Here is a 15,727-nt window from a genome sequence, read left to right on the forward strand (position 1 = left end):
CCGATCAGCCTATCCTATGCGCGCACGCAAACAACCCGCCAATCGTCAAAGTCCGCCTTCATACACGATGATCGCGATACCATTGGGATCGGTCAGATAGAGATAGGTCGACCCCCAGGGCCGGGGCACGGGGCCGCGCCTTTCGATATCGGCGTCGAGATCGGCGGTGAAGGCATCCAGGTCTCCGGTTTTGAATTGTAGGCTGAGACCCGAAAAATCATGCGCGTTCGGGCCGTCATAAATTTCGAGAAGCGCCTCGGCCTTGCCATCCGAAAAAACGAGGATGACGCCCTTGTCGTCGGGACTGTCCCATTCCTCCGCGACCTCCATCCCGAAAACCTGGACATAATATTCGCGCGTTTCGGCCAATCGCGGAGTGGTGATCTTTGTTTTGAGCGAAAAATCCATCCCGAACCCTCCTTGCGATATTGCCAATGACAATGGCCGCCCAATGCGTATAGGGAAAGCGCCATGACCGACGATTTCTACCGCATCCGCCGCCTGCCGCCCTATGTCTTCGCCGAAGTGAACGCGATGAAGGCGGCGGCGCGCGCGCGGGGCGAGGATATTATCGATCTCGGCATGGGCAATCCGGATTCGGCGCCCGCCCAGCATATCATCGACAAATTGTGCGAAGTCGCCAACGATCCGACCGCGCACCGCTATTCGGCGTCCAAGGGGATCAAGGGGCTGCGCAAGGCCCAGGCCGCCTATTATCAGCGCCGCTTCGGCGTCGATATCGATCCGGAAAGCGAGGTCGTCGTCACGCTCGGCTCGAAGGAAGGCCTCGCCAATCTCGCCCAGGCGATCACCGCGCCCGGCGATGTCGTGCTCGCGCCCAACCCCTCCTATCCGATCCACACCTTCGGTTTCATCATCGCAGGCGCCGCGATCCGCTCGATCCCCGCCGCCCCGGGGCCGGACTTCTTCACCCGCCTCGATTATTCGTTGCGCTACAGCGTCCCCAAGCCCTCGGTGCTGGTCATCGGCTATCCGTCCAACCCGACCGCCTATGTCGCCGATCTCGATTTCTACGCGAAGGTCGTCGATTTCGCGCGCGAACATAAGCTCTGGGTGATCAGCGATCTCGCCTATGCCGAAATCTATTACGGCAACGAGCCGACGCCCTCGCTGCTGCAGGTGCCGGGCGCCAAGGATGTCGCGGTCGAATTCACATCGATGTCGAAAACCTACAGCATGGCGGGCTGGCGGATGGGCTTTGCGGTCGGCAACGAAAAGCTCATCAGCGCGCTGACCCGGGTCAAATCCTATCTCGATTATGGCGCCTTCACCCCGATCCAGGTCGCCGCGACCGCCGCGCTCAACGGCCCGCAGGACCATATCGACGAAGTCCGCGCCATGTACAAATCGCGCCGCGACGTGCTCGTCGAAAGCTTCGGCCGGGCGGGTTGGGACGTGCCCCCTCCGCCGGCCAGCATGTTCGCCTGGGCCCCGATCCCCGAGCAATGCGCGCATATGGGAGCGATGGAATTTTCCAAGGAACTGCTCCGCCATGCCGGCGTCGCGGTGAGCCCCGGCGTCGGTTTCGGCGAGGAAGGCGAAGGCTTTGTCCGCATCGCGCTCGTCGAGAACGAACAGCGCATCCGCCAGGCGGCGCGCGGCGTGAAGAAATATCTCGACGGTTTCCGGTCCAACAGCGCGGGCACCTAGTGCCCTTCAACAACGACTATCGACCTCCGTCACGGGCCTCTTCCGTAGCGGGGTATCTTGTTGCCTGTGCGGCCAGCTTGTTCATGTTGATGCTGGCGTTTGGTTTGGTCATGGGCGATTGCGGCGAAGACGCCAATTGCGAAGCGAACCAAGACCGATTTCATATGCTTTATCTGGTCGTGATCTGTTCGATCCCGGTTGTCGCCTTTTTCGCCTTCTGGGCGGTTATGCAATTTACGGATAATATGAAAAATAGAAAATGACAGACCAACCCTTCACCCACCGTTTCCGCGTCCGCTATTCCGAGGTCGATCCGCAGTCGGTCGTCTTCAATTCGCGGTATCTCGAATATGCCGACCTGATCCTCACCGAATATTGGCGGGCGATCGACCTGCATTTCAGCGGCGATGAGGCGCTGGAATTCCATGTCGTGAAAGCCGTCGTCGAATATAAACAACCGATCCGGGCCGACGAGGAGATAGACGGCACCGCCGAAACCCTGCGGATCGGCACCAGCAGCGTCACGACGCAGATCGATCTTTACGGCCAAAACAACAAAAAGGGCGGGGACGACGATTTGCGCGCGCAAATCGAACTCGTCCATGTCCATGTCGATCTGGACAATGGAAAGCCGATGCCGATCCCCGACCATGCGCGGGCGCGCCTGCTTGCAAAATAGGATGCGGGCTGGGAGAGTCGGCGCCGAGAACAGATAAGCGCAATGCCGGAGAGGGACGCTGATACTGCCGGGCGAAAGGTCACACACGAAACCGCATAATAGTTGTTTTTCAAAGGCCTGGTGGCCAGCGAAAACCCCTGCCGGTGTCAACCAGTGTCAACCTGACGGCGAGGCGCCGGCATGATCGATCTCTATTTCGCGCCGACGCCCAATGGCTGGAAAATCAGCATCATGCTCGAGGAGTGTGGGCTGCCCTACACCGTAAAATGGGTGAATATCGGCGTCGGCGAGCAGTTCGCGCCGGAATTCCTCGCGATCAGCCCCAACAACCGCATTCCCGCCATCGTCGATCATGAGCCGCTCGGCGACGGGGAACCGCATGCGGTGTTCGAAACCGGCGCTATCCTCGTCTATCTCGCGGAAAAGACCGGCCAGTTCCTGCCCTTCGATCCGGTCGGCCGGTCCAAGGTACGGCAATGGCTGATGTGGCAAATGGGCGGTCTCGGTCCGATGCTCGGCCAGCACGGCCATTTCAAACTCTATGCGCCCGAGCACATCCCCTACGCCATCGACCGCTATGCGCGCGAGGCGAAGCGGCTCTACGGCGTGCTCGACCGCCAGCTGGCGGACAACGACTATGTCGCGGGCGCCGATTACAGTATCGCCGACATGGCCTGTTTCCCCTGGATCCAGACCTATAAGCGCCAGGAGATCGACTTGGCCGAATTTCCGAACGTGAAACGCTGGTACGAACAGCTCAAACAGCGCGAGGCGCTGCGCCGGGGCATGGATCTCGGCCGCGACCGTATCAACCGCAATCCGCAGCAGCAGGCGCAAGCCGCAAAAATCCTGTTCGGGATAGAGCAAAAGGACTGAGTAAACACACAATCGTCATTCCGGACTTGATCCGGAATCCAGGGCCAAAAGCCATATCGCCTGCCGCCCTGGACCCCGGATCAAGTCCGGGGTGACGAACAAGGAAATACGGAAAAGAGCTATAGCATGACCGCCCAAGTCGAATTCTTCTTCGATCTGTCCAGCCCCTGGACCTATCTCGCCTTCCACAATATCCGGCCGATCCTCGCCGAGACCGGGGCCGAGGTCACCTGGCGCCCCTTCCTCGTCGGCGGCGTCTTCAATGCGGTCAACAAGTCGGTCTATACCGCGCGCGAGGACAGCAAAGGCCCCAAGGCGCGCCACTATGCGAAAAGCCTTCGGGATTGGGCCGCCTGGTCCGGCCTGCCGCTGAACTTTCCCGCGCCCTGGCATCCGGTGCGCAGCGTACATGCGATGCGCGCCTGTTGCGCGCTCGAAGACGATCAGGCGGCGCTCGTCCGCTTCGCAGAAGCCGCTTTTTCGGCCTATTTCGACCGACAGGAGAATCTCGACGAGCCCGATATACTCGCCGCGATCGCCGACGGCATCGGCATGGACGGGGCCGCGCTCGTCGCCCAAACGCAGACCGATCCGCTCAAGCGGAAACTGCGCGCCAATACCGACGAGGTGATCGAACGCGGCGGCTTCGGATCGCCCTCGATCTTCGTCGACGGCACCGACATGTATTTCGGCAACGACCAGTTGCCCCTCGTCAGGCGGGCGATCCGGAACGCCAATTGATGAATCAGGTGTATTATTCGACAAACACACCTTTGATTTGCCGCGCGCCTGCTATAGAATAGCCGGACAGAGACAAGGATTTTACCGTGACTTCCGACCACACCCCCGAGCCCGACCCGCGCCGAAAACGGGCGCTTTACATCGGCGGCGCCATCGTCCTGGCCGCGATCGCCTGGAATGCCGGCGACTGGAACGACGATCCCGTCCAGGTGACCGTCATGGGCGACCGGGAAGACATCCACGAAGCCCGCGATGCGATCCGGGACGCCATCCGCGACGAGGTTCGCGCCGGTTTCCGCGACGACGGTGAAACCGCCGACGCCGAGGCCCCGGCCGACGAAACGGCTGACGAAACCGCTGATGCGGAAGCAGCGGATACGGCAGAAGCGACGGCGTCCGAAAACGAAACGGCCGAAAGCGAAGAGGCGAGCGGCGAAACGGCGGACGGCGAGCGGCGGATCGTCGAGACGGCATCGGGCGACAATCAGCGCAGCTTCCGTATCGAAGGCGATGACGGGCGCGGCGTGACGATCAGCATCGATACCGACGGCACGAACTGAGGCGGGCCGCAGCCAGGGCAAATTGTCACCGGCGCGGCAGGCGCCTATATTGGCACCATGCGGTATCAACTGGCCTATATGATCGGGTTGTTCTCGGCCCTCGCCATCGTGGCCGGCTTCTACGCCGGCGGCCTGTGGCTGGTCGCGATGGTGCTGGCGCTTTATTTCGTGCTGCCCTTCGCCGAGCGGCTGATCGGGGAATCGCGCTGGCCGTCCGATGCGCGGATCGCGCAGATCGATCGCCGGACGGTCGACCGCTACGATCTGATCCTCTACCTAACCGCCGCGTCCTTCATCCTGCTGGTCGGATGGGCGTTATGGGCGGTTTCCGTGACCCCGCTGACCTGGTGGGAATTCGCCGCCTTCGCCTTGCTGATGGGCGAATATGGGGGGTTCGTCGGCATCGTCACCGCGCACGAACTCATGCACCGCAACAGCAAGAACAAGCGGCAGCTCGCCTTTCTGCTGCTCTCGCTCGTCAGCTATGCGCATTTCGCAATCGAGCATGTCCGCGGCCATCATGTCCGCGTCGCCACACCCGAAGATCCGGCGACCGCGCGGCGCGGAGAAACGCTCTACGCCTTCCTGCCGCGGACGATTATCGGCGGATTGCGAAGCGCCTGGAACCTCGAAAAGGAACGGTTGGCGCGCAAGGGCCTGCCGGCCTTCTCCGGACAAAACAACATATTGGTCTGGTGGGGCGTCACGATCGCCCTGATGATCGCGATCGGGTTGTTTATCGGCCCGTTGAGCCTGCTTCTGTTCATCGTCCAAGGCGCGGTCGCGATCATCGCGCTGGAGACAATCAACTATACCGAACATTACGGCATGGAGCGGACCAAACTGCCCGATGGCCGCTATTCGCGGGTCAAACCCGAGCATAGCTGGAATTCGAGCCATATCCTGTCGAACATCAACATGTTCAACCTCGGCCGCCATTCGGACCATCACTACCAGTCCAACCGGCCCTATTATAAGCTGCGCCATTATGACGACGTACCGCAATTCCCCTACGGACTGGCCGGGATGATCATGCTCGCGACGATCCCGCCGCTATGGTTCCGGGTCATGGACCGCGAGCTCGCCGCGTTCGAAAACCGCGCGGGCTAGGCGCTGTTTGCGTCTGCGGCCATCAATTCCTCGGTCGCCCGGAAACTCTCTTCATTGTCGACATCGATCGCAAGCCGGCCGTCTTCGAACAGATAGGCTGCCATGGGAACCCCGAAGCGCCGGGACAGCCGCCGCATCGTGCCGTCGAGAGTGTCCATCTTGAACCGGAAGCGGATCAGGCTCATGAGCCCGAACGCGCGTCGCAGCTCCCCCTTGCGCTTGGCGAACTGACCGCCGCCGCGAAACGGTTCGGCCGCCGCCAAGGCCCTCCGATCGCGGAGCCAGAAAAGATTGCAGTTCGAGATCGCTACATCGCGAAACTCGTAAAAGCCCTTCTGCTTGTAGGGATAGGCCGCCTGGATCGCCTCGCGGCTGACGACGCCGATCACGGCGTCCGCCCCCCTCTCGTCCCCGACCGCATTGATCGTGTGAAGCGCATCGACCGTTACCAGCGCATTGTCGCCTGTCGTGATGAGGAGCGGCCACTCGGCGGTCCGCGCCGCGGCGTCGACGCTGTCCACCAAGCCGCCTTGCGCCTCGACGATCTCCAGCCGTCCCGCCTCGCGCAATCGCCTGACGATCGCGACGTGATCGAGAACATGGGCGTCATGTATCGAGACGATGATCTTCGCGTCATCCCACGCCTCCTCGATCCTGCCGAGAACATGGGAGATCAAGGGCTTCCCGGCCACGGGGATCACGGCCTTGTGGCTGACCCCCGCGCGGTCAGCAAGCGGATCGAGCGCGCCGTCGCGCTTCCCGGCCAGAACCAGGATCGTCGGTACGGAAGCCGTCATTATATAGCCGCCTCCAGCAATTCCTCGGTCACGCGATAGGTCCGCTCATTGTCGACATCGATGGCGAGCCGCCCATCTTCGAAGCGATGCGCGACGACCTTCACGCCGAACCGTTTCGAAAGGCGTTCCATCGCCCCGTCCACCGTTTCCAGTTTGAGCAGAAAGCGGATCAGGTTCATCAGCCCGAACGCCTTGATGATCCGGCTCCGGTTCTTGAAGAACTGGCCGCCGCTGCGGAAGGCCTCGACCGCCGAAAAGGCGCGCGGATCGCGCAGCCAGAAGAGGTTGCAGTTCGAGATCGCCATATCCTTGAACTGGTAGAAGCCATATTGGCCGTCCGGATGTGCCGCCTGGATATCCTCGCGCCGCGCCAGGCCGAGCACGACGTCCGCGCCGGCATCCATGCCATGTGCATGGAGCGCTCTAAGCGCATTCCCGGTCGTCAGGGCGTTGTCGCCGGTCGTGATCAGCAGCGGCCATTCGGCACGCTTGGACGCTTCCTCGACACTTTCGACGATGCCGTGCTGGGCCTTCGCCATTTCGAGCCGCCCGGCCGCCCGGAGCCGCTGCACCTCTTCAACCTGTTCGAGGATCGCGGGATCGTGGATCGAGACGATGATGCGGGCGTCCGCCCACGCCTGTTCCAACGTTGCCAGGACATGGCCGATCAACGGCCTCCCGCCGATCGGGACGACGGCCTTGTGGCAGACCCCCGCACGTTCTGCGAGCGGATCGAGCTTGCCATCGCGTTTGCCCGCAAGCACGAGGATGGTCGGGGCCGGGTGTTCGGTCATCATATTTGTCCGGTAGCATTTGAACCGGGACACAATTAAGGCCTCCCCTGCACGAGTTAAAGGGCGAACGAAATGAGCGAAGCTTTGCGCGTGGCGCTGGCCGGACTGGGAACCGTCGGAGCGGGCGTTATCAAACTGCTCGACGAGAATCGCGAGCTGATCGAGCGGCGGGCCGGGCGGCCGATCGAGGTCGTGGCGGTATCGGCGCGCGACCGCAGCCGCGACCGCGGCGTCGATCTTGCTCCTTTCGCCTGGGAAGACGATCCCGATGCGCTCGCGGCACGCGACGATGTCGATGTGGTCGCCGAACTGATCGGGGGATCGGACGGCCCGGCGCTCAATCTCGCGCGCAATACGCTGAACGCCGGCAAATCCTTCGTCACCGCGAACAAGGCGATGATCGCGCATCACGGCCTCGAACTGGCCGAAACCGCCGAAAAGGCAAAGGTAGCGCTCAAATATGAGGCGGCCGTGGCGGGCGGGATCCCGGTGATCAAGGGATTGCGCGAGGGCGCGGCAGCCAACGCCATCACGTCGGTCTACGGGATCCTGAACGGGACCTGCAATTACATCCTCACCGAAATGGAGGCGAAGGGCAGCGATTTCGCCGAGGTGCTCGCCGAGGCGCAGGCGCTCGGCTATGCGGAAGCCGATCCGACCTTCGACATCGACGGTATCGATGCTGCCCACAAGCTCGCCATTCTCGCGAGCCTTGCATTCGGTACGGTGCTCGATTTCGATGCGGTCGCGACCGACGGCATACGCGCGGTCATCGCCGAGGATATCGCCGAGGCGCGGGCGCTTGGCTTCAAGGTGCGGCTGGTCGGCACCGCCGAAGCGAGCGGCGGCAAATTGTTCCAGCGCGTTCATTGCTGCCTCGTTCCGCGCAGCCATCCGCTCGCCCATGTCGCAGGGTCGCTCAATGCCATCGTGGCGCAAGGCAATTTCGTGGGCCGCCTTTTCTTCGAAGGTGCGGGCGCCGGCGAGGGCCCGACCGCCAGCGCCGTCGTCGCCGACCTGATCGATGTCGCGCGCGGCGAATACGGACCGGCCTTCGCGATGCCGTTCGCGCGCCTCACCGAAACCGGGCCCGTCGATGCGGGCGAACGGCGGGGCCGCGCCTATCTGCGCTTTGCAGTGCATGACCGGCCGGGCGTGCTGGCCGAAATCACGGCGGCGATGCGCGACGCCAATGTCTCGATCGAAAGCATGATCCAGCGCGGCGGCGCGGAACCGACCGAGGACAGCGACGATATCGTCAATCTGATCATGGTCACCCATGACGGGCCCGAACGCTGCGTCGCCGACGCGCTCGAGAGGCTCCGCGGATCGCAAAGCCTGGCCGGCGATCCGATGCTGATGCATATCCTGGATTTATGAGGAAAGCCCCTGCTGTGACGAGCGAAGCCATCGACATTTTCACGACCGGCGGGACGATCGACAAGGTCTATTTCGATGCGCTTTCCGAATATCAGGTCGGCCCCACCGCGGTCGCCGACATACTGGCCGGAAATAATGTCCAGTGCGAGCACCGCGTGACACAACTGATGCGCAAGGACAGCCTCGAGCTGACCGATGAGGATCGGGCGGTTATCCGGGCGGCCGTCGAGGAAAGCGGCTCCGGCCGCATCCTGATCACGCACGGGACGGACACGATGGTCGATACGGCGCGGGAGCTTGACGGCATTGCCGGCAAAACGATTGTCCTGACCGGCGCGCTGCAACCGGCCACGCTCAAGCATAGCGACGCCGAATTCAATGTCGGCTTCGCGCTCGCAGCGGCGCAATCACTGCCTTTCGGCGTTTATGTCGCGATGAACGGCCGGATTTTCGATCCCGCCACGGCACGGAAGGATCGCGCGGCGGGGCGTTTCGTCGATGAATGAAGCCGATCGCCGGGGGAATCCGGGATGCCATTCTCGACAATGTCATGACGCTGGCCTATCGCGCCGAAAACAGGACTGAAGGATGACCGGATAATGCCGAAGCCCAGCGAAGTACTGGATCGCGTGCTCGTTCTCGAAATGGTCCGCGTAACCGAAGCGGCGGCGATCGCCGCCTCGCGCCTGATCGGACGCGGGAACGAAAAGGCGGCCGATGCCGCGGCGGTGGAGGCAATGCGGGAGGCCTTTAACGGATTGGATTTCGACGGAACGGTCGTTATCGGCGAGGGCGAGCGCGACGAAGCGCCGATGCTCTATATCGGCGAGAAAGTCGGCCGCGCGGCCAAGGGCGCGCCCAAGGTGGATATCGCGCTCGATCCGCTCGAAGGAACGACGATCACCGCCAAGGCCGGCGCCAATGCGCTTGCCGTGCTGGCTATCGCCGAACAGGGATGCCTGCTCAACGCGCCCGATACCTATATGGACAAGCTCGCGATCGGCCCGGGCTATCCGAAGGGGACAATCGACCTGTCCAAGTCACCGACCGAGAATATCGCGGCGATCGCCAAGGCCAAGGGCGTCAAACCCAACGAAATCATCGCCTGCGTCCTCGATCGCCCGCGCCACGAAGCGCTGATCGCCGAACTGCGCGAGATCGGCTGCGGCGTGCAGCTGATCCCCGACGGCGATGTCGCCGGCGTGATCGCGGTGACCGACGAGGATACGACGATCGATGTCTATATGGGCCAGGGCGGGGCACCCGAAGGCGTGCTCGCCGCGGCGGCGCTACGCTGCGTCGGCGGCCAGTTCCAGGGCCGGCTCGTCTTCCGCAATGACGACGAGAAAGCGCGGGCGCGCAAATGGGGAATTCCGGACGAGGATTTCGACCGGATCTATTCGCTGAAAGAGCTTGCCAAGGGCGACGTCATCTTCGCCGCGACCGGCGTGACCGACGGCTCGATGCTGGACGGCGTCAAGCGTCTGCGCAAGGGCTGCATGACCACCGAGAGCGTCGTAATGCGCGCATCATCGGGGACGGTCCGCTGGGTGAAGGGCGAGCATCACAAAGCATAGCGGCGCCGTACGCCCTCAAATCGGAAAACCGGGAAGCCAGTTTCTGTCGTTTTTTGGTGACGCCCCGATGCCCCGCCATCGCCCCGGGATCACCATGGATTGCGCCCAACCGAACGATCTTTCGCTGCAGTGGTGGTTGAACGATCACGAAAGCTGTCGTAATACCTCTTTCGGCTTCCGGCAAAGCTTGTCAGAGGAGAGCTCGTATGAACCGAGCGTCCGTCCGTATTCCCGTGGCTATGCTGGCCCTCATTCTGGCGTTGTCCTGCGCCAGTGGAGACGCGGAAACCTTCGCTTTCAACAGCGATCTCCCGGAAGTCTCAATGAGCGAGGGGCCAGACGGCCTCTATCTGACGCGGCTCGACGGCGCATGGGCCACGAATGCGCAGTCTTCGATCCTGTACGCCGCAGCCGGCGGGACCGAACTCGCCGCGCCTTCTTTTGCCGATCCAGCCGCCGACGAAGCCAGTTTCTACTATTCGGCCGAGCGACAGAAAGCCTGTTTCACCAGCGACCGCGGCGATCCAGGAAATATCGACATCTGGTGCGTCGACTGGGCGGGCGACGGTTGGGCCGAGCCTCGGAGACTGCCCGAACCGGTTAACAGCGCCGCAACCGAGTATAGCCCCGTTTTGCGGCCGGATGGCACACTCTACTTCGCATCGGCGCGGCTCGAAACGGGCATGGGCGACATTTACCGCGCAACCAGCGAAGCCGATGGCTGGCAGGTCGAAGCGGTCTCGGAGGTGAATTCGGAATTCGGCGAATGGAATCTGGAGATCTCGCCGGATGGCGAGACAATGATCTTCGAAACTTCCGGCCGGCCTGGGAATAGAAGCGTGTCGGGCGATCTCTATCTTTCCCGCCGTATCGGCGACAACTGGTCCGCCGCCATATCATTGTCCCGGTTGAACGGCACGGGCAGCGATCTTATGCCGCGCTTCCTGAGCGACGGATCGCTGGTATTTGCGAAGAGCAGCGATGACGATACCGACATCGTCAAAGCCGAGCAGGGGACTTGGGAACCAGCGGAACGAGCTATCGCCGCCATCGCGCGATCGGCGGGCGAGCTGGTGCTGCTGGATCCGGAAACGCTTGCTGTCAGCCAGCGTCTGCCGGCGGGGATGGGACCACACGACATTGCGATAAGCGATGATGGTCGCTTCGCTGTCGTGCCGTCTCATGGCGTCTTTCCGGCCCCGCATGATGGGCCGATCGAGCAATCGGAGATGCGGTGGATCAGCGAGTTCAGTGATGGATTTCGCGTCATCGATCTTGTTTCCGGTGAGCCAATAGCGCACCGGTCGCTCGAAGGCTGTTTGCGACCCCATGGAGCTGCGATCGCGCCCCAGGCCGAACGGTTCTGGATCACATGCGAAACCGAAGGCCATGTTCGCGAGTTCGACGGCGAAACGCTTGAAGAGGTTCGGCGATTTGAGCTTGCCGAAGGCGTCCATAAAGTCATGCTTCTGCGAAGCCGCTCGCTGCTCGTGGCGAGCAATCCCGAAGCGGGCGGCATCGATCTGATCGATCTCGAGACGGGATCGGCCCGGCACATACCCACTGGAAACGGCGCCGAGGGACTCGCGGCAACCGCCGACGAAAGCCGGATCTTCGTGACTAACGGTTTTGATCGCGAAGTGTGCGCGATCGACGTTGAAGCCCAAGCGCTTTCGTCCTGCTGGAACAGCAGCGGAACCTTTCCGATCGGTCTGGCGCACGACACGCAGCGCAACTGGGTGTGGGCGATCAACAACGCCTCCTCACGGCTGGTCGCATTCGACGACAGCAGCGGCGAAGTCAGGCTGGAGGTCGCCCTTCCTTCGACCCCGCTCGGCCTCGCTTTGGATGTCGGCCGCGACCGGCTGCTGATCGGCCTGCCCCGGCGCAACGAGATCGTTGCCATCGACGCCTCAACCGGCGAGATTGTCGCGCGCAGTGAATCCGTGATGGAGGTCGACGATATCGACTTTGCGCCAGCAGCCCTTTTCCGTTCCGCGCCCGATACCTGAGAACCAAAACTACACCCGCCTCGGTTCTGAAAAGAAGCCCCGGGGAGGGTTGCGGCTTCCCCGGGGCTTCTCGCTGCCTGCGCCGGGTTCAGGGGCGGCAGACGAAGTACATGCTCATGATGTCATGCGGCAGGCGATGGGTTTCGATGTTTCCGAAACCCGCATCCTTTAGCATCGCGATGGCGAGCTGTTCGCCCCAGGCCGCGCCGAGACCGACACCGCCCTGCGCCAGCGACACGGTCATGCAATGCATGCAGGAGATCGTGTAGGTGAAGGTGCCGAGCGGATTGTCGAGATTGTCGGCTACAGCGGTCTGCGCGTCGATTTCCTGGACCAGGTAGACGCCGTCGTCCCGAAGCAGGCGGCGGATATGCGACAGCACGGTGGCCGGATGCGCCTGGTCATGAACGGCATCGAACGTGCAGATCAGATCGAATAGGCCGCTGCCCTCCAGCAGAGTCGCGTCCTTCTTCTCGAAATGCACATTGTCGAGGCCGAGCGCTTCGGCTTCGGCCAGCGCCCGGACCACCGTCTCCTCGCACAGGTCGAAACCCGTGAAGCGGCTGTTCGGATAGAGCGCGGCCATGCGGTTGAGCGCCCGGCCCGCCCCGCAGCCGATATCGGCAACGTCGATGCCCGCATCGAGCCGTTCGACCAGCCCGGGCGCCAGCGGCAGGATCGCGTCTTCGAGCGCGGCGACGATCGTACCGTCGCTTTCCTCGGCCATGCATTCGTGAAAGCGGTCATAGGCTTCGTAAGACACGCCGCCGCCGTTGCGGAAGCAATCGACGATCCTGTCTTCGACGCCGCCGAGTACGGCGATGAACTGGAACATGCCCGCCATATTGGCGATCGCCGCGTCGTTGCCGAGAAAGGCCCCATGGTCCGCCGGAAGGGTGAACCGGCCGCTCGACGGATCGACCCGAACGATCCGCGCCGTGGTCATCGCGCCCAGCCATTCACGAACGTAGCGCTCGTCCAGCCCGGCCTTGGCCGCGAGCTCCTCGCTCGTCACGGCCCGCCCGTCCTGCATCGCATCGAACAGGCCGGTGCGGTAGCCGACCGAAATCATCAGCGCGGCCGCCGCATGGTTGATCGTCTGCAGCAGCTCTTCGGAAAAAGCCTGCTGCGCGGGCGTCATGTCGGGTTGCGCCGGAACTTCGGGCGTCAGGGTCAGCGAATTGCACATCGTCATATTCCTCATCGTTCAATCGATGCGGAGATCTGTGTCAGCCCAACGTTGGAAACACCGTTTGAACGAGCGTGGAAATTGTACGCGTCGGATGATTTTCGGCTTAGAACACGCCCATCTCGAGCCCGGCCGCCAGCGCCGCGCCGATCTCCCGGCAGGTGGCGAGATCCGTTTCGCCGATCTGTTTCTCGGCGAGAATTTCTTCCGGCGTTTGCGCATGGGTGCAGACGATCGGCGTATCGGCGACCTTTTTCAGCCGCCAGCCGGTCGCAATCCGCTCGAGCTGTTTTCGCGCATTTGCCCCGTCCGAGCCCGCGCAGATCATCGCGGCATAGGGCCGCCCTTCGATCCTGCCTAGCACCGGATAATAACAGCGATCGAAAAAAGCTTTCATCACACCTGCGATGGCGGCCAGATTTTCCGGCGTCGCGAAGAGGTATCCGTCGGCCGCAAGCAAATCATCCGGCCCGGCATCCGGCGCTTCCTTGACGATCACCTCCGCACCGTCCGCATCGCGCGCCGCCTGGGCCGCGGCCTCCGCCATCTGCCGCGTCCCGCCGGTCATGCTGTGATAGACGATCAGCAGCCGCGCCATGGCTATTCCTTGAGCCGGTAGCCGGTCCGGAAAATCCAGATGATCACGCCGAGACAGGCGAACAGGAAGACGGCCGTTATCCCGAGGCTGAGGCCGATCGTGACGTCCCCTTCGCCGTAAAAGCTCCAGCGGAAACCGCTGACCAGATAGACCACGGGGTTGAACAGGCTGATCGTCCGCCAGGGATCGGGCAGCATGTTGATCGAGTAGAAGGCGCCGCCGAGAAAGGTGAGCGGCGTGACGATCAGCATCGGGATGAAGGAGAGTTGCTCGAACCCGTCGGCCCAGATCCCGATGATGAAACCGAACAGGCTGAAGGTCACCGCGGTCAGCACGAGAAACAGGATCATCGCGAGCGGATATTCGATCCGCACATCGACGAAGAGATTGGCCGTCGCGAGGATGATCAGGCCGAGCAGGATCGACTTGGTCGCCGCCGCGCCGACATAGCCCATGACGAGCTCGATCGGCGACATCGGCGCCGAGAGCATCTCGTACACCGTACCGCTGAATTTCGGGAAATAGATGCCGAAGGACGCGTTGGAGATGCTCTGCGTCAGCAGCGAGAGCATCATCAGGCCCGGCACGATGAACGCGCCATAATCGACGCCGCCGATATCCTCCATCCGCGATCCGATCGCGCTGCCGAATACGACGAAATAGAGCACGGTCGTGATCACCGGGGTGACGATGCTCTGCCATAGCGTCCGCCAGGTCCGCTGCATCTCGAAACTGTAAAGCGCCCAGACGCCGCGAATGTTCATGCCGCCGGCTCCGATTCTTCGTTCGCTTTCGCTGCGCCTTCCTCGTTCACCAGACCGACAAAGATATCCTCGAGCGAGCTTTTCGACGTATCGAGATCGGCGAAACCGATGCCGAGATCGCTCATCCGGCGGAGCAGCGAGGGAATACCAGTGCTCTCGTCATTGGCGTCGAACGTATAGACCAGCCGATGGCCTTCATCGGCCAGCTCCAGACGCCATTCGGCCAGCCCGTCCGGCACCGCCTCCATCGGATCGCTCAGCGTCAGCGTCAGCTGGCGCTTGCCGAGCTTGCGCATGATCGCCGCGGTTTCCTCGACCACGATGATCTCGCCGCCCCGGATCACCCCGACGCGATCGGCCATTTCCTCGGCCTCTTCGATATAATGGGTCGTCAGGATGATGGTGACGCCGCGCTCGCGCAACCCGCGCACGAGATTCCACATGCTGCGGCGAAGCTCGACATCGACGCCGGCCGTCGGCTCGTCGAGAAACAGGATTTCGGGTTCATGGGACAGCGCCTTGGCGATCATCACCCGGCGCTTCATGCCGCCGGACAGCTCCATGATCTTCGCGTCGCACTTGTCCCAGAGCGAGAGATCTTTCAGCAACTGTTCGATATAGGCGCGGTCGCGCGGCTTGCCGAACAGGCCGCGGCTGAAATTCACCGTCGCCCAGACGGTTTCGAACGCATCGGTGCTGATCTCCTGCGGCACGAGCCCGATCATCGCGCGCGCTTTCTTGTAGTCGCGGACGACATCGTGGCCGCCGGCCAGCATCGTGCCCGATGTCGGCGTCACGATACCGCACATCGCGCTGATCAGGGTCGTCTTTCCGGCGCCGTTGGGCCCGAGGAGCGCGAAAATCTCGCCCTTGTCGATTTCCAGGCTGACCGAATCGAGCGCCTTGACGCCGCCGTCATAGATTTTGCTGAGATTCGAAATCGAAATGATGGGCTGCATGGGGTTTCTCTGCACGTCCG

The 15,727-nt window shown here is 62.5% G+C and carries 18 protein-coding genes; 11 read left to right on the top strand and 7 right to left on the bottom strand.

The features are described 5' to 3' along the window. Positions 1 to 45: 45 nt before the first annotated feature. Complete coding sequence (locus tag HFP57_RS08270; protein WP_176869334.1) at positions 46 to 408, bottom strand: VOC family protein; 363 nt, start codon at positions 406 to 408, stop codon at positions 46 to 48. A gap of 63 nt (positions 409 to 471) precedes the next feature. On the opposite strand from HFP57_RS08270, the gene HFP57_RS08275 reads away from it, so the two are divergent. The 7 genes from HFP57_RS08275 to HFP57_RS08305 all read left to right on the top strand — a co-directional run bounded on the left by HFP57_RS08275 (position 472) and on the right by HFP57_RS08305 (position 5,637). Then, a complete protein-coding gene (locus HFP57_RS08275; RefSeq protein ID WP_176869335.1) occupies positions 472 to 1,671 on the top strand; it encodes an LL-diaminopimelate aminotransferase in 1,200 nt (399 codons plus the stop codon). 83 nt (positions 1,672 to 1,754) lie between these two features. Beyond that, entirely contained in the window at positions 1,755 to 1,934 is a 180-nt protein-coding gene (locus HFP57_RS08280) for a hypothetical protein (protein WP_176869336.1), read from the top strand. After that, positions 1,931 to 2,350 (top strand): acyl-CoA thioesterase, encoded by a 420-nt coding sequence (locus HFP57_RS08285; RefSeq protein ID WP_176869337.1) that lies wholly within the window; start codon positions 1,931 to 1,933, stop codon positions 2,348 to 2,350. The genes HFP57_RS08280 and HFP57_RS08285 overlap by 4 nt, the downstream gene beginning before the upstream one ends. Positions 2,351 to 2,530: 180 nt before the next feature. Continuing rightward, entirely contained in the window at positions 2,531 to 3,226 is a 696-nt protein-coding gene (locus HFP57_RS08290; protein ID WP_176869338.1) for a glutathione binding-like protein, read from the top strand. Positions 3,227 to 3,352: 126 nt separating this feature from the next. Continuing rightward, on the top strand, positions 3,353 to 3,967 hold the full coding sequence (locus HFP57_RS08295; RefSeq protein ID WP_176869339.1) for a 2-hydroxychromene-2-carboxylate isomerase: 615 nt from the start codon (positions 3,353 to 3,355) through the stop codon (positions 3,965 to 3,967). An 86-nt stretch (positions 3,968 to 4,053) separates the two neighbouring features. Then, positions 4,054 to 4,527, top strand: coding sequence for a hypothetical protein (locus HFP57_RS08300; RefSeq protein ID WP_176869340.1), 474 nt, complete (start codon positions 4,054 to 4,056; stop codon positions 4,525 to 4,527). 57 nt (positions 4,528 to 4,584) lie between these two features. Beyond that, on the top strand, positions 4,585 to 5,637 hold the full coding sequence (locus HFP57_RS08305; RefSeq protein WP_176869341.1) for an alkane 1-monooxygenase: 1,053 nt from the start codon (positions 4,585 to 4,587) through the stop codon (positions 5,635 to 5,637). Here HFP57_RS08305 and HFP57_RS08310 read toward each other — a convergent pair. Both HFP57_RS08310 and HFP57_RS08315 read right to left on the bottom strand, forming a co-directional pair. Further along, positions 5,634 to 6,434, bottom strand: a complete 801-nt coding sequence (locus tag HFP57_RS08310; RefSeq protein ID WP_176869342.1) for an NTP transferase domain-containing protein — start codon at positions 6,432 to 6,434, stop codon at positions 5,634 to 5,636. The genes HFP57_RS08305 and HFP57_RS08310 overlap by 4 nt on opposite strands. Continuing rightward, the gene (locus HFP57_RS08315; RefSeq protein WP_218135098.1) at positions 6,434 to 7,228 is read right to left on the bottom strand and encodes an NTP transferase domain-containing protein; all 795 of its coding nucleotides are present in this window, start codon (positions 7,226 to 7,228) and stop codon (positions 6,434 to 6,436) included. Before HFP57_RS08315 ends, HFP57_RS08310 begins: the two co-directional genes overlap by 1 nt. A gap of 72 nt (positions 7,229 to 7,300) precedes the next feature. Between HFP57_RS08315 and HFP57_RS08320 the strand changes: the two genes are divergently transcribed. The 4 genes from HFP57_RS08320 (at position 7,301) to HFP57_RS08335 (ending at position 12,197) form a co-directional block, all read left to right on the top strand. Then, positions 7,301 to 8,608 (top strand): homoserine dehydrogenase, encoded by a 1,308-nt coding sequence (locus HFP57_RS08320; RefSeq protein WP_176869344.1) that lies wholly within the window; start codon positions 7,301 to 7,303, stop codon positions 8,606 to 8,608. After that, positions 8,605 to 9,114, top strand: a complete 510-nt coding sequence (locus HFP57_RS08325; RefSeq protein ID WP_176869345.1) for an asparaginase domain-containing protein — start codon at positions 8,605 to 8,607, stop codon at positions 9,112 to 9,114. The genes HFP57_RS08320 and HFP57_RS08325 overlap by 4 nt, the downstream gene beginning before the upstream one ends. A 93-nt stretch (positions 9,115 to 9,207) precedes the next feature. Continuing rightward, a complete protein-coding gene (glpX, locus tag HFP57_RS08330; protein WP_176869346.1) occupies positions 9,208 to 10,185 on the top strand; it encodes a class II fructose-bisphosphatase in 978 nt (325 codons plus the stop codon). Between the two features lie 323 nt (positions 10,186 to 10,508). Further along, the gene (locus tag HFP57_RS08335) at positions 10,509 to 12,197 is read left to right on the top strand and encodes a PD40 domain-containing protein (protein WP_176869347.1); all 1,689 of its coding nucleotides are present in this window, start codon (positions 10,509 to 10,511) and stop codon (positions 12,195 to 12,197) included. Positions 12,198 to 12,285: 88 nt separating this feature from the next. Here the strand turns inward: HFP57_RS08335 and HFP57_RS08340 are convergent, their stop codons facing one another. The 4 genes from HFP57_RS08340 to HFP57_RS08355 form a co-directional block, all read right to left on the bottom strand. Next, positions 12,286 to 13,392, bottom strand: coding sequence for a class I SAM-dependent methyltransferase (locus HFP57_RS08340; protein WP_218135099.1), 1,107 nt, complete (start codon positions 13,390 to 13,392; stop codon positions 12,286 to 12,288). 100 nt (positions 13,393 to 13,492) lie between these two features. After that, complete coding sequence (locus HFP57_RS08345; protein WP_176869348.1) at positions 13,493 to 13,984, bottom strand: flavodoxin family protein; 492 nt, start codon at positions 13,982 to 13,984, stop codon at positions 13,493 to 13,495. A 2-nt stretch (positions 13,985 to 13,986) separates the two neighbouring features. Next, positions 13,987 to 14,748: an ABC transporter permease gene (locus HFP57_RS08350; RefSeq protein ID WP_176869349.1), complete on the bottom strand. Its 762-nt coding sequence runs from the start codon at positions 14,746 to 14,748 to the stop codon at positions 13,987 to 13,989. Beyond that, positions 14,745 to 15,707, bottom strand: coding sequence for an ABC transporter ATP-binding protein (locus tag HFP57_RS08355; protein ID WP_176869350.1), 963 nt, complete (start codon positions 15,705 to 15,707; stop codon positions 14,745 to 14,747). Before HFP57_RS08355 ends, HFP57_RS08350 begins: the two co-directional genes overlap by 4 nt. Positions 15,708 to 15,727: the final 20 nt, after the last annotated feature.

The organism is Parasphingopyxis algicola, from assembly GCF_013378075.1.
Lineage (GTDB): Bacteria > Pseudomonadota > Alphaproteobacteria > Sphingomonadales > Sphingomonadaceae > Parasphingopyxis > Parasphingopyxis algicola.